Raw genomic sequence first — 13,442 nt, 5'->3', positions numbered from 1 at the left:
TGCTTTCCTATTATATAAAAAGAGGGGTTGTAGGGGATGAAATCCCCTGCCCGCATTCAGGAAGGTGCTCAGGCTGCCGCGCAGCCGTCGAAGGAAACCTAGGGTTTCCTAGCGAAAGCATCGAAGATGCTTTTTTATAAGAGTGTTTTCATTGCGTTGTAGTTAGCGGTTATAGTCTTTTCGATATCCTCATCCGTATGGGCATTGGATATAAATATTGATTCGAATTGGGAAGGAGAGAGATAGATACCTTCCTTGAGCATGGCTTCAAAATATTTGGCAAATTTAACGGTGTCGCTTGTCACAGCACTATCAAAATCACTAACCTTGTCTTTTGTAAAATATAGGCATAGCATTGATCCAACTCTATTAATCTGAATGTCAATGCCCAGCTTTGAAGCATTATCTCTAAATCCTTCTTCAAGTCTTCTGGACTTATCCTCAATGCTCTGATAGATTTCAGGATGCTCTTTAAGAATTCTTAAAGTTGTAACCCCTGCAGCCATAGCAAGGGGATTGCCGGATAAGGTTCCCGCCTGATATACTGCGCCCATTGGAGATACGTTCTCCATAATCTTTCTTTTACCGCCATAAGCACCTACCGGCAGACCACCGCCGATTATTTTTGCAAAGCAAGTTATGTCGGGATCCACTTTGTACAAGCTCTGAGCACCATGGTAACTAAGTCTAAACCCTGTCATAACTTCATCCATAATTAACAGTGATCCATACTCTTTCGTGATATTTCTCAAAGCTTCCATAAATTCTTCAGAAGAAGGGACAACACCCATGTTGCCTGCTACGGGTTCAATAATTACCGCGGCAATATTGTCCCCATGGGTATCAAATATATTCTTTAAGTCAGCAATATCATTATACCTAGCCGTAATGGTATTCTTTACAATATCCACAGGAACTCCCGGACTATCAGGGATTCCGTGGGTTAGTGCGCCAGAACCCGCTTTTACAAGGAGACTGTCAGAATGTCCATGATAATTGCCAATGAACTTAACGATGATTTCTCTGCCAGTATATGCCCTAGCAAGTCTTAGAGCACTCATAGTAGCTTCGGTGCCTGAGTTAACCATTCTAACCATTTCAACAGATGGAACTGCATCACAAATTAGCTTTGCCATTTCAGTTTCGATTTCAGTGGGAGCACCAAAGCTAGTACCCCTCTCGGCCATATCTTTTAACGCTTTTACAACTTCAGGATGGCAGTGTCCTAAGATCAGTGGACCCCATGACCCAACATAATCCACATATTCGTTGCCATCAATATCGTAGATTTTAGAGCCTTTTCCTCGGCTAATAAAGAGTGGGTCTATGGTGACTGCTTTAAAAGCCCTAACAGGACTATTTACTCCTCCAGGTATGTATTTATTTGCCTCTATAAAGGCATTGCTTGATTTTTCCAGATTCATGAAAAATACCTCCAAATAAAAATGATTATTGGCAATGAAATGAACACTTTTCTATTATAGCACATCGTCAAAATCTGGTGTTAGTATAAATAAGATAGAAGCGAAAGAAGTGCGTGTGGATTATAGGATTGGGGAATGATGCTTTCTAAAACCACCATGATTTGGCTTATTTTCATATAATTTATACTTTCCAAGCTATCAGATTTGTGATAAACTTATCTTTGTGTCGTATCTATCAAGGATAACCTGTAATAATAGAAAGCAGTTGTTTGCTATTTGTTGTTGTATTCATATCTTATAAACAGGAGGAAAAAAACTATGAGCAACCTATTGAAAAAGTGGAATCAGCTTAGCTTAGTAAAACGAATATTTGTAGGCTTGGTTATTGGTATTATTTTAGCAGTTGTGATTCCTGAAACAGCAAAACCCGTGGTTATTCTTGGGTCCTTGTTTGTAGGTGCTTTGAAAGCGATTGCACCTATCCTGGTGTTCTTCTTGGTTATGTCAGCCATCTCTCAGCACAAGAATGGTCACCAAACCAATATGAAGTCCATCATTATTCTTTATCTTGTGGGAACCTTCCTGGCAGGGTTTGTAGCCGTTATCGCAAGCTTCATCTTCCCGGTAAGCTTAACGCTTGCTTCCGGTGTTGAGAGCATTGCAGCACCAGGGGGTATCACAGAGGTACTAAAAACGTTATTAATGAACATTGTGGATAACCCAGTAAAAGCGTTGTTTAATGCGAATTATATTGGGATATTATCCTGGGCAATACTTCTTGGATTTGCTTTAAGAAATGCACCGGATACAACGAAGACAATGCTTTCTAATTTTTCAGATGCTGTATCTCAAATGGTTAGATGGGTCATTAACTTTGCACCATTAGGAATTATGGGACTTGTGTTTGATTCTATTGCAACAAGCGGTATTGAATCATTACTCAGCTATGGACAGTTACTGGCCGTTCTGATCGGTTGTATGCTTTTCGTAGCCCTTGTGATTAATCCAATTATTGCATTTATGATGATGCGTAAAAACCCATATCCCCTTGTATTTAAGTGTTTAAGGGAAAGTGGCATCACGGCGTTCTTTACACGTAGTTCAGCTGCTAACATTCCTGTGAATATGAGCTTGTGTGAAAAATTAGGTTTAGACAAGGATACCTACTCAGTATCTATTCCATTAGGCGCTACGATCAATATGGCCGGTGCGGCTGTCACGATTTCTGTACTGACGCTTGCAGCGGTTCATACTCTTGGCATTCAAGTAGATATTCCTACAGCAATCATCCTGAGTGTATTGTCTGCTGTAAGTGCCTGCGGTGCTTCAGGGGTAGCAGGAGGTTCCCTATTATTAATCCCTCTGGCGTGCAGCTTGTTTGGAATTCCAAATGAGATGGCAATGCAGGTAGTGGGTGTAGGCTTTATTGTAGGGGTTCTGCAGGATTCCTTCGAAACATCATTGAACTCTTCAACCGACGTACTTTTCACAGCAGTAGCCGAATTTGCAGAATGGCGTAAGCAAGGAAAAGAAATCGTAATCAATAAGTAAAATGAGTTTAAGTGCAATTGTATAGTTTTCGGAGCATTATGAATATAATAGAGATGATATTTTAAACTTTGCTGAAAGGCTGCTTGAAAAGGCAGCCTTTCTTTTAATACTGGCGGGTACTTATTTAAGTCAAACAATAACGATGAGAGGAAAGAAAATTTTAAGTGAACTGGAATCGGAAATGACTGCAAAGCAGAAGCTTTTGATAAAAAATGTCTTTATGGAAAAAGCATCTAAGATGGATTTAATGACAAATTTATATAACCATGCAACATTCACCTGCACTTAGAGGGTTTAATAGAGCAATTCAAAAGGGACAGAAGATCATTAAGGAATACAAGAAAAATGGACAAAATCTGTTTGTAGCAGATGCTAAAAAATAATCGCAACCATAAGGGGCAGAATAAAACTGCTCCTTTCTTATGCTGATCTCCAATGCATTCTTTCTTCCCTCAATAGGAAAATCTTTAAACAAGTTGTTTTAAGGATAAAAGCCTCTGGATAATCTCCGGAGGCTTTTATCGTTGAGGTTAGTGGATATAACCTTCTAACATGGGGGTTTTGGAATAGGGCTGATCGGTCCAACAGCAACCTGTCGCTTCTGCAGTATTTTCAGCGTAAGGAAAATAACAGCTTTTTCTTCAATTTTTGTAAACTCTCTTTCTTCAAAAGGCAGGTCTACTTTATGGGGACGAGTTGGATTTAAGAATTCATCAAATTCAACAATGCGAGCAGAGATCAATTCGCAGAAAGGAAGCTCATTGAAAAACTCTGTGCTGATTTGATTAAATTCAGATAGATCTGAAGACAACAGACGGTCTTTATCTGCAAAATCAGGGCCAACTACATCCTGTTTTCTAAAGTAGCGGAATTCAGTGGATTCACTTGGGATAGGCGGCAGTGGTGCAATTCCATTATAGGTGATTGGCGTTGTAGTGGTAAATGGCGCATCGATAGTACAGTGTTTAATATCGCCGCAAACACCGTCTTTATTGGAGCACTTACGAGTAGCATACTGAATATTCTTTCTAATAAACCCTTTAATGAAAAGCACATTGGTATCCTGAATCAAGAGACATTGTGTGATTTTTAAGTGCTTCTTAATATCCTTAATCTCTAGTGCAGGCTCTGGCAGACTGACAATCGTATTCACATTTATCTGTACTGTTAACTCTGCCAATACTACAGGAATTTTTGCTACAGCACCTGTAACCAACGGACTTATAGCTACCGGTCTGTTTACCGCATCCGCTGCAGCACCTCCGCTAACGTTAGCGCAGCTATCTTTGTGAGTTGATCTGAATTGTAAATCAGCAGGACCTCTTTGCATGATAGGTGCCCAATTGTAGTTTCTATAAGACATCTTTTTCACATCCAACCGTATTTTTATCACATTAAGGATAAAACCGAGACCCTTGTCTCAATTTCCTAGTATAGAGTATTCAGGTTGTCCAGTATGGTGACATTTTTTATTAGTTTATATCTGAGAAAAAAATTAGTATGACTGCCATTTCTTGCATAGTGAATTTACAAAATCCCATGTGTAATATATCATGGGATATGGAAATAAAATTATTATTTACAGAGGCTGTCCGATGTCTTATGATATAGATATACTCTATCCTTCTTTATATAAAAAAATGCATGTTTATTTGAGTTGTGAAAGTATGATAAACTTGATAATAATATACTTTTGCAAGTGGGAAAAAAATGAAATTAATTAATGGGAAAAGACATCTCATACAAACCATTTATTCCTTAATAACGAGGCAGCAAATCAAAAAGATCCTATTAAATGGCATATTAGATACAGAAGTAATACGGGTTATAACAGACGAAGTAAGTACTCGGGAAAAACCGTCAGATATACGTTTTTTAGTTCCGAACTTAAGGGGGCAAAAACTATCAAATTTACAAAAATCCAATTTATTGGTGGGAAAGCTTAGAGCCAGCATTAAGTGTAAGGCAAAGTTTATACTATTAGATGATCATGTTATATTCTTTTCTGGAAGTGAGTCAGACAAGACCCATCATCTAGGAGAAAGGGACATGGCAGTTTTGTGTGAGAACAACATGGAAATATCAAAAACGCTTTTAGATTCCTTTGAAAACAACTGGGATAATGGTGTTATATTGCATATGTAGTAAACATTGAAAGGGAGAACACAATGAGAGTAATTATTGTAGGAGCTGGAAAACTTGGCTATAAGCTGGCGGAAGCCCTATTAAACGGAGATACTCATGTTATTATGATGGACACAGACGCAAAGGTACTAGAAAGGATCAATGATCATTTAGATGTATTAACCATCAAAGCAAGTGGTTTACAGCTTGAGGCCCTAAAAGAACTAAATATTCATACCTGTGACTTGATTATAGCTGTTACCAGCAGTGATGAAACCAATATGATTATTTGCTCTATGGCAAAAAAGCTGGGTTGTAGAAGAGCCATAGCCAGAATTAGAAATCCTGAATATGCTCAACAGCTCGATTTCTTTAAGAATGAAATGAAAATAGACCATGTTGTAAACCCTGAACTAGCTGTTTCTAATGAAATCATTCGTTACCTTCTAAAACGATATGCACTCTATACGGAAGAATTTGCAAAAGGAAAAGTGTGCATGTTCGACTTCAGTATGAACAATCTGCCCGATTTTATTGGGAAAAAGCTGTCAGAGCTGAAAGATATCCAAGGCATGCTGATTGTTGCAATTGAGAGAGATGGAGAGATTATTATTCCTTATGGAGCCACTACGCTGGAACATAATGATACAATTTATGTTATCGGAAAGAAGGATTGTATCAGTCAGCTTGCGAAGATGTGCAAGGGGTCCATTGAACGGAAGTTCGTTAGAAGAGTAATGGTATTGGGTGGAGGAAAGATAGGATACTACCTTGCAGAAAAGCTTATGGCATTAGGTGTACATGTAAAATTGATAGAACAGGATAAAGAAAGATGTAAGTATCTATCTGAACATTTGCCGAATACACTAGTAATTCACGGAGATGGAACTGATATCAACCTGTTGGATGAAGAGGATATGGCATCAATGGATGCTTTTGTAGGTGTTACTGGTTTTGATGAAGAAAATTTGTTGATGTCTTTAATGGCGAAGCAGGCTGGTGTTGAAAAGGTTATTGCAAAGGTAAGCAGAACCAACTACGTTCATGTAATAGAAAAATTAGGGATTGATGTAGCATTAAACCCTGTAAATATCACGGCTAGCGAAATTCTGAAATTTATTCGTGGTGGAAGAGTAGTGTCGGTTTCTTTATTATTAAGAGGACAGGCGGAAGTGACAGAGGTTATTGCAAAAGAGAGGATGCAGATTGTCGGTAAGCCTATTTGTGAACTAGAGCTGCCAAAGGGTATCATCATTGGTGCTATTGTACGTCAAGGCAGAGTCCTTATCCCAGACGGCAGATCCGTTATTCAGGCAAATGATAGACTGGTGATCTTCTGTTTACAGTCTGAGATTACTGCATTAGAAATGTTTTTAAACCCGCATAGAGGAGGACTACTAGGTGAACTATGGAACCGTAGTAAGGGTTTTGGGAAATCTTTTAATAATTGAAGCAATAGGCATGATTCCCGCTCTTGCTATTTCAGTTTTTTTTAGAGAGCATGACGCAAAAGCTTTTATTGAAAGTATTTTTGCGGTATTACTAATCGGCTATACGATGTCTTTGGCGCCAAAGAGTAAAAATAAGATCAAAGCAAAGGAAGGATTAATCATTGTTTCACTAGGATGGTTACTGGTATCTTTCTTTGGAGCTTTTCCGTTTGTATTATCAGGGAGTATTCCCTCCTTTATAGATGCATTTTTTGAAACGGTTTCGGGGTTTACAACTACTGGAGCTACTATAATTGATGATATTGAGGTGCTTCCAAGAGGGATCTTGTTTTGGCGGTCTTTTACCCATTGGATTGGGGGAATGGGTATTCTGGTATTTACTGTGGCCATATTACCAGCTATGGGTGTCGGAAGTTTTCAGATATTTAAGGCGGAGAGCCCTGGTCCCGTGGCAGATAAAATTGTACCAAGGATAAAAGATACTGCAAAGCTTCTTTATGTCACTTATGTTGGAATTACGCTTACCGAGATAGTGCTGCTAATATTTGGAGGTATGAGTGTATACGAAGCAATGCTGCATACCTTTGGTACAGTAGGAACTGGTGGATTTTCTACAAGAAATGCAAGTATTGGTGCCTTCAATAGTGTATATATCCACGTGGTTATTGGTGTCTTTATGATTTTGTCAGGAATAAACTTTTCATTGTACTATGAATTGTATAAAGGCAAATGGAGAGATGTTTTTAAAAACGAAGAGCTTAGATTATATCTATCAGTTATTGGGACAAGCGTTCTTTTGATTACACTAAATATTTATAAGAGTGTTTATGGTAATATTTTTGAATCCCTAAGACATGCTTTCTTTCAAGTTAGTTCAATTATTACAACTACTGGTTATGCAACAGCCAACTTTGATGAGTGGGGTTCTTTTAGTAAAGGAATACTGTATCTTTTAATGTTTGTTGGCGGCTGTGCAGGATCGACCGGTGGTGGTATGAAAAATATTCGCATCTTAATACTGCTTAAGCTCATAAAAAGAGAAGCATCAAAAATATTACATCCTAGAGCCGTCATCCCTATAAGGGTTGGAGGAAGAACAATTCCGCCAGATATGCTTGCAGGAATAGCAAGTTTTTTTGCGCTTTATATGTTGATCTTTGCTCTAGGGACAATTGTGGTTTCCCTTGAAGGAATCAGTATGGTGAGCGCTTCAAGTGCAGTAGCTGCAACACTAGGCAACATAGGACCAGGATTTGAGTTTATAGGACCTTCCCGTACATTTAGTCAATTCAGTCAGCCCATAAAGGTGTTGTTATCATTATTTATGCTCATGGGCAGATTAGAACTATTTACTGTTCTTGTATTGCTTTCACCTAGATTTTGGCGTGATGAGATATATAGCTAGAATATATAGCTGCAGTACTGATTATATTGAATCTAAATACGCTTACGTAAAATGGATATCGATAGGCTCTATCGGTATCTTGTTTTTTTAAGATTTAATCCGATTCAGCAAATAGTTAGTCAATTACTTCTCCAATCCGTGGGGACGTTTCGATTGTCTTGCTATTTAATGTTTTTAGCTCAATGGTTCAAACATAAATTCCATTTTATAGCATTATCTGCTTTAAATAATTAAGGCTGCTTGAAAAAGCAGCCTATTTCTATCTCCATTTCATTAATTTCTTCTCTAAATAAGCGACCCCTTGGTACATGATCGTAGCTAAGATTGCTAAGATAAATACACTGGTCATAACTAAATCCAGTCTAAATACCTGACTGCCGTAGACGATTAAGTATCCGATGCCAGCTCTGGACACCATCAGCTCTCCTACGATAACCCCTACCCAAGAAAGTCCTACGTTGATCTTTACAGCACTAACAATGGTCGGAATACTGGCAGGAATGATAACTTTCTGTAATATCTGCAGTCTTGTGGCACCAAAGGTTTGCAACATCTTTATCTTATTGCTATCAACCTCCTTGAATCCTCCATAAACACCAAGAATCGTCACGACAATGGATACAGCCATTGTCTTTTGTTACGATACCAAATTAGGAAAAAATATAAATGTTATTATGCAATTGAGCTATTTTCAGTGATGTGACACCACTGTGGCTAACATTTTCAAGGGTGAGCAGGAAACAGATGTGCTCTATAGTATAGTCAATAACTTTATGAAGAAAGGCAAACTCATTAAGAAAGAAAATGCTTTGGTAAATCTAGAACGTAAACGCTATGATCTGTTGATCCTATTAGTACATAATAATCTTTACCCTGCTTGCCGGGAAAAAGTGAAGAAAGAAATAGATCAAGTAAAAACTAGCCTTAAATGTATATTGTCCATTCTCGAAAAAATATTTAAAAAGGATTTCTATAATGAATGCCGAAATGTATTAATATGGAATTAATGGAAAAGTAAAGGAGGGCATATCTGCATGGTAGGCTTCTTTCAACGTAAGAATCAAGTAGATAAAGAACTGCTGCTAAAGATGCTATTCGATACACACAAGGAAAAAGTGTATCGAATAGCTTATTCTATATTAAAGAACGAATATGACGCTAAAGATGTGGTGCAGGATACATTCATAACGGTGTATGAGAAAATTGGAGAACTAAGAGACAAAGAGAGGATTACGAGCTGGATATGTACTATAGCTTGTAATATGGCGAAAGCCAAGTATAATAAGAGAAAAAGAGAAGTTTTATTTGATATAGAAGACAAGGTTATTCCCTTCAAAGATGTTTCTGAGGATTTCAATATCCCCGAGCAGTTGCTATTACAAAAGGAGTTCAGAGAATATCTGCTCAATTACATTGCCGATTTGTCGAATCCTCATGCTGAAGTATTGCAACTTTACTATTTCGCAGATCTCTCTTATGAAGAGATAAGTAAGGCACTCGCTATCAGTATGGGCACAGTGAAATCCCGTATTTCAAGGGGAAAAGATTATCTGAAAGTTAAAATTGAAAGTGATAAGCATAAGTTTTTATCTCTTCCAATAAAGGAGGGTTACAGTCATGTACAAGAATAATCAAGATAAAAACATTACTAGAGCGGTAAACGAAAGCCTTAACGATATCTCAGTACCAGATCTAGATGATGTGTGGAATAATGTCCATAAACACATTGAAAAAGATCGGAGTCCTAAGGTAAACAAAAAAATGATGGTTGTAGCTGCTAGTGTAATATTGACGCTATTATTAAATCTTTATTCTCAAAATGAAGGGCATGCAGATTTTCTTAAAGGATTAAATATATTTAAGCGGATAAGTGGTCAAATAACCGATGTACAGATAGGCAAAGAAAACCCTTCATCTTCAGGTAGCAGTTCGGTTGAAATCCATGATCCTACAGAATATAATATGCCTATTGAGAGAATTAAAGAGGTGTCCAGCTTTTACGTTAGCGAACCCTCTTATCTTCCCCCTGATTATACACTCAAAGAATCTTGGATGGTCCAATACGGAAAGAAAACACTGGAAACTCGGTTAATCTACGAAAATAGTGAAAACACATTAGAATTAACCCAAAATCCACTCGTTGGCGAGCATGTTATGAATATAAAGCTCAACAACGCTGAAGCAGATATCTTTGAAGAAAAAGTTAAGGGCATTACCTATGCTATCATCAGCTTTAGAGACGGAGAACTGAAAGTTATATGGGATAATAACGAAATTAAATATACGTTGGTTGGCTATCTAGGTAAAGATGAAGCTATGAAAGTAGCTACTTCGACGAAATAAATAGAAGGTCCTGTGGGACCTTCTATTTTTATGGGTTTTATCTTGGTGTCAATTCCATAGATAATGTCTGTTGAAATTCAGTAAAACCATCCTTACTAACAGTATGGACGGTGCGCACCCTATATTTCTGCCCTTTTACAGCTTCTATAACCTTGTTACTAGTAACTTTACTAGTATTTGTTCCTGTCTGTGTCCAAGATCCTGCAGTTACCCACGCTGATCCGTTCCAACGCTCTATGTACATATCCATATTAATACTGCTAACAGTGGTCAGTGTAGTAGTTGAAATAGTGGCATATAAAACTCCATTTCCGTTATCAATTAAACTGGAAGTACATTCTCTGATGTACTTATAAGATTCTGGAGAAAACTCGATATCAATTTTCATTTTATCTGTTTCAAAAAGAATGCCTGATTGTTCCTGGTCTACTGCCTCAGGTAATTCATCAGCAAAGGCTGTGGTGATTCCGTTAATACACAGTAATAAAGCAACTAAACAAATGATTGACATTTTTTTCATTGGTAATTCCTCCTCTTATTTTTTATCATCGCTAGGATAAATAACTGGCTTATTTTGTTCCATGTCCTAAAAATTTTTTTAAAATTTGGAACAAATAATGGTAGCAATTTATCACAGTATCAACAAAAGAAAAGGGGGGATTAGATGCTACACATTCGTTCTCCTGATCTGATTGATCAGTTTTGTATTTACTTAAAAATATTTAAGAACGAAGAAGGTGGGTGTTAAACATATGAAAATGAAAAAAGGATTGATTTTAGCGATAATCTTAGTATTATTAATGGGAATGGGTATATATGCTGCGGAATTAGAAATTACGCCCCAATCAGTAGACCCAGTAAGGGAACCTATTTCTAACAGTAATTATAAAACTTTTCAAGGGTATAATACTGATTTCGGGTATAGAGCTTGGGGAGTAAATACTTATTATGATGGGGAAGCAGTCTACCTAACAAACACTAAGTATGTTGATAAAAATTATATGTTTGCCTATATAGTAAACGTATATGATCCTGCAATAGGATGTGGAAGTTATTTACTTCAAAAGTTAGAAATCAAAAAAGGTTCTACCGTAGCAAATACATATTATTCATTTCAAAATTCAACGAAGTCAAGATGGTTAGATCCTCAATGGTATGTCTATTTTGACAAATATTTAGGAGGAACAACCTCCATTTACAACAGTGAAAGTGGCAAGGTAGTAACATATTATGGTTTCACTATGGGAAGCTCTTGGATTGCAACAAATGCATGGTCTAACAGTCTAACTGCGTCATTTTAGCGATCCATAAATAGTTTAATTATAATGTGTGCAAAGGAGGAATTATTTGTGAAAAAACCGATTATTTCAATGATAATTTTAGTTTTACTAGTGACATTTGCTAATTACCAGGGGTTAAATATTGTAATGGCTACATCAGGCCCTAATATTGAGCAGGTACTAGCCGCTGCAAAAACAATATCCAATAATAGGGATCTTCTAGAAGATGAAGATATCATAGCTATTATTGAAGATAAGAACATTTATAAAGGGGAATTAGAGCTAAAAAAGAAATTGTATGAGGTAACAAATAAATTGACTCACCAAGACGATTACAAAATACCATTTACCCAACTAATGGTGGAAAAATACGAACTTGCGCTTGCAGAAAAACTTGGTCTATCCGTAAGCATAGAAGAAGCTCAGGAAATTGCCCTCAAAGAAAAAGAACTAATATATTCTAGCGGGGAAACAAGTGCAATTAAAATGTATATTGATTCTTTAGGATTAACTGAGGATGAATATTGGAATGAATATGCACCCGGTGAATTAATAAAATATGTAACACATGTTAGAATAGAAAGACATATTATAGAAGAAGCTGTCAAAAACAAGAAACTTCCTAAAGTAGAGATGCATACAGCTGAGACGAATGAACTGTATCACCAGTATATAGATAACTATTATAAAAATCTGAAAAAACAGATCAAATATAAACTAGTAGATACGGATTACGCTGAAAAAATTAAGTAAGTTTAGAAAATACAAAGTGTTATCTTCATAAGGATAACACTTTGTATTTTAAATGCTAGACTAGTGAAATAACTTTTTGTCTGTTATAATGATGCCTATATAAAACTTATAAATACTGCGAGAAGGTGAAACCAAATGAAAAGATACACTCTTCTTATTATGTTTTCAATTCTATTAGTAGGATGCAACACAGATAAACACATAACTGAGAATTTTTCTATCAAAACTCCGACATACATTATTATAAAAAATGAACAACAAATTCAGCAGCAACAAAAATTACACGAAGAACTCTCTAGATTATCTCGTGCTGGGGCCGAGGAAAACACTGATCAAATTACTGAATTGATGGGCCAACTGCAAGAAATAGAAAATGACGGTTTACTAATAACGGATACACAAATAATTATGGAATTTGTTGATGAGATCAGCAATAAAAGTTTCTCTAGCTATAAAAAAAATACTAGCAGTGTATCTTTTATTATTAGCTTTTTCTATGACGAAGTTGAAAAAGATGCTTCTCCCGCAAATGAGAAAGCCTACCTAGAAAGAATTCAACATGGTTATATTGATTCCTTAGTAGTTCTATCTGACAGAAGTGTTTTGATCCCATACATATCATCAACCGGTACTAGTCTTGCGGATTTAAGAACATTAAAAATCAGTCTTAGCAAAAGTCTTTATGTAAAACTAAAGAGCATAACAAAAGAGACTGTAAAATAATTGTATCCGTCAAATACAGCCCACGTATGAAAATAGTCCTATCTATGAGATAATTATCATAAATAGGACTGTTACTATTTTTTAGGTTTAAATATTGTCCGGCATTCTTCCGGTAAGGTTTTTGACCAAGGAAGAAGATGGTCCAGGGCATCCGGGCAAGTAAGTTTTGTGTTTGGAAGTTCTTCGAGTAGATACTTCAGGTAGTAGAAGGGATTTAGTCCATTCATTTTGGCTGTCTCTACTATACTATATATCATGGTGCTAGCTTTGGCTCCATGGGGGGATTTGCAGAAGAGGTAGTTTTTGCGGCCAATTACGAAATTTTTAATTAATCGCTCTGATCCATTGTTGGTAAGCTCACACTGACCATCCTTTAGAACGTTACTTA

Annotated in this window: 14 protein-coding genes; 9 read left to right on the top strand and 5 right to left on the bottom strand. The window is 36.7% G+C overall.

What is annotated here, in order from left to right; all coding sequences use genetic code 11:
- Positions 1–134: 134 nt before the first annotated feature.
- A complete protein-coding gene (gene hemL / locus BUB56_RS15190) occupies positions 135–1,424 on the bottom strand; it encodes a glutamate-1-semialdehyde 2,1-aminomutase (protein ID WP_110942155.1) in 1,290 nt (429 codons plus the stop codon).
- Positions 1,425–1,742: 318 nt separating this feature from the next.
- Here hemL and sstT point away from each other — a divergent pair, with 318 nt between their 5' ends.
- A complete protein-coding gene (sstT, locus tag BUB56_RS15185) occupies positions 1,743–2,975 on the top strand; it encodes a serine/threonine transporter SstT (protein ID WP_110942154.1) in 1,233 nt (410 codons plus the stop codon).
- Between the two features lie 547 nt (positions 2,976–3,522).
- Here the strand turns inward: sstT and BUB56_RS15180 are convergent.
- Positions 3,523–4,338 (bottom strand): CsxC family protein, encoded by an 816-nt coding sequence (locus BUB56_RS15180; RefSeq protein ID WP_110942153.1) that lies wholly within the window; start codon positions 4,336–4,338, stop codon positions 3,523–3,525.
- 347 nt (positions 4,339–4,685) lie between these two features.
- On the opposite strand from BUB56_RS15180, the gene BUB56_RS15175 reads away from it, so the two are divergent.
- From BUB56_RS15175 to BUB56_RS15165, 3 genes are read left to right on the top strand one after another with little or no spacing between them, the layout of a single operon-like run.
- Positions 4,686–5,120, top strand: coding sequence for a hypothetical protein (locus BUB56_RS15175; RefSeq protein WP_110942152.1), 435 nt, complete (start codon positions 4,686–4,688; stop codon positions 5,118–5,120).
- Between the two features lie 23 nt (positions 5,121–5,143).
- Positions 5,144–6,550, top strand: coding sequence for a Trk system potassium transporter TrkA (gene trkA / locus BUB56_RS15170; RefSeq protein WP_110942151.1), 1,407 nt, complete (start codon positions 5,144–5,146; stop codon positions 6,548–6,550).
- Positions 6,501–7,955, top strand: a complete 1,455-nt coding sequence (locus BUB56_RS15165; protein WP_110942150.1) for a TrkH family potassium uptake protein — start codon at positions 6,501–6,503, stop codon at positions 7,953–7,955. Before trkA ends, BUB56_RS15165 begins: the two co-directional genes overlap by 50 nt.
- Positions 7,956–8,214: 259 nt before the next feature.
- Here the strand turns inward: BUB56_RS15165 and BUB56_RS15160 are convergent, their stop codons facing one another.
- Positions 8,215–8,583 (bottom strand): ABC transporter permease, encoded by a 369-nt coding sequence (locus tag BUB56_RS15160; RefSeq protein ID WP_110942149.1) that lies wholly within the window; start codon positions 8,581–8,583, stop codon positions 8,215–8,217.
- Positions 8,584–8,989: 406 nt separating this feature from the next.
- Here BUB56_RS15160 and BUB56_RS15150 point away from each other — a divergent pair, with 406 nt between their 5' ends.
- The gene (locus BUB56_RS15150; RefSeq protein WP_110942147.1) at positions 8,990–9,586 is read left to right on the top strand and encodes an RNA polymerase sigma factor; all 597 of its coding nucleotides are present in this window, start codon (positions 8,990–8,992) and stop codon (positions 9,584–9,586) included.
- On the top strand, positions 9,573–10,298 hold the full coding sequence (locus tag BUB56_RS15145) for a DUF4367 domain-containing protein (protein WP_110942146.1): 726 nt from the start codon (positions 9,573–9,575) through the stop codon (positions 10,296–10,298). The genes BUB56_RS15150 and BUB56_RS15145 overlap by 14 nt, the downstream gene beginning before the upstream one ends.
- Positions 10,299–10,335: 37 nt before the next feature.
- On the opposite strand, the gene BUB56_RS15140 is transcribed toward BUB56_RS15145, so the two are convergent.
- Complete coding sequence (locus BUB56_RS15140; protein WP_110942145.1) at positions 10,336–10,818, bottom strand: hypothetical protein; 483 nt, start codon at positions 10,816–10,818, stop codon at positions 10,336–10,338.
- Between the two features lie 232 nt (positions 10,819–11,050).
- On the opposite strand from BUB56_RS15140, the gene BUB56_RS15135 reads away from it, so the two are divergent.
- From BUB56_RS15135 to BUB56_RS15125, 3 genes are all read left to right on the top strand, one after another.
- On the top strand, positions 11,051–11,599 hold the full coding sequence (locus tag BUB56_RS15135; RefSeq protein WP_110942144.1) for a hypothetical protein: 549 nt from the start codon (positions 11,051–11,053) through the stop codon (positions 11,597–11,599).
- A gap of 48 nt (positions 11,600–11,647) precedes the next feature.
- Positions 11,648–12,331: a hypothetical protein gene (locus BUB56_RS15130; protein WP_110942143.1), complete on the top strand. Its 684-nt coding sequence runs from the start codon at positions 11,648–11,650 to the stop codon at positions 12,329–12,331.
- A gap of 135 nt (positions 12,332–12,466) precedes the next feature.
- Complete coding sequence (locus BUB56_RS15125; RefSeq protein WP_110942142.1) at positions 12,467–13,054, top strand: hypothetical protein; 588 nt, start codon at positions 12,467–12,469, stop codon at positions 13,052–13,054.
- Between the two features lie 74 nt (positions 13,055–13,128).
- Here BUB56_RS15125 and BUB56_RS15120 read toward each other — a convergent pair.
- Positions 13,129–13,442, bottom strand: a 314-nt coding sequence (locus BUB56_RS15120) for a transposase domain-containing protein (protein WP_190014582.1), incomplete at its 5' end; no start/stop codon positions are given.

Source organism: Geosporobacter subterraneus DSM 17957 (assembly GCF_900142145.1).
Classification (GTDB): Bacteria; Bacillota; Clostridia; order Peptostreptococcales; family Thermotaleaceae; genus Geosporobacter; species Geosporobacter subterraneus.
Note: the sequence above shows the minus strand (reverse complement) of the source record. Positions and strands in the feature narration are given on the sequence as shown.

Coding starts and splice junctions, on each gene's coding strand:
- hemL (WP_110942155.1), bottom strand. CDS start 1,424: ATGAATCTGGAAAAATCAAGCAATGCCTTTATAGAGGCAAATAAATAC.
- sstT (WP_110942154.1), top strand. CDS start 1,743: ATGAGCAACCTATTGAAAAAGTGGAATCAGCTTAGCTTAGTAAAACGA.
- BUB56_RS15180 (WP_110942153.1), bottom strand. CDS start 4,338: ATGTCTTATAGAAACTACAATTGGGCACCTATCATGCAAAGAGGTCCT.
- BUB56_RS15175 (WP_110942152.1), top strand. CDS start 4,686: ATGAAATTAATTAATGGGAAAAGACATCTCATACAAACCATTTATTCC.
- trkA (WP_110942151.1), top strand. CDS start 5,144: ATGAGAGTAATTATTGTAGGAGCTGGAAAACTTGGCTATAAGCTGGCG.
- BUB56_RS15160 (WP_110942149.1), bottom strand. CDS start 8,583: ATGGCTGTATCCATTGTCGTGACGATTCTTGGTGTTTATGGAGGATTC.
- BUB56_RS15150 (WP_110942147.1), top strand. CDS start 8,990: ATGGTAGGCTTCTTTCAACGTAAGAATCAAGTAGATAAAGAACTGCTG.
- BUB56_RS15145 (WP_110942146.1), top strand. CDS start 9,573: ATGTACAAGAATAATCAAGATAAAAACATTACTAGAGCGGTAAACGAA.
- BUB56_RS15140 (WP_110942145.1), bottom strand. CDS start 10,818: ATGAAAAAAATGTCAATCATTTGTTTAGTTGCTTTATTACTGTGTATT.
- BUB56_RS15135 (WP_110942144.1), top strand. CDS start 11,051: ATGAAAATGAAAAAAGGATTGATTTTAGCGATAATCTTAGTATTATTA.
- BUB56_RS15125 (WP_110942142.1), top strand. CDS start 12,467: ATGAAAAGATACACTCTTCTTATTATGTTTTCAATTCTATTAGTAGGA.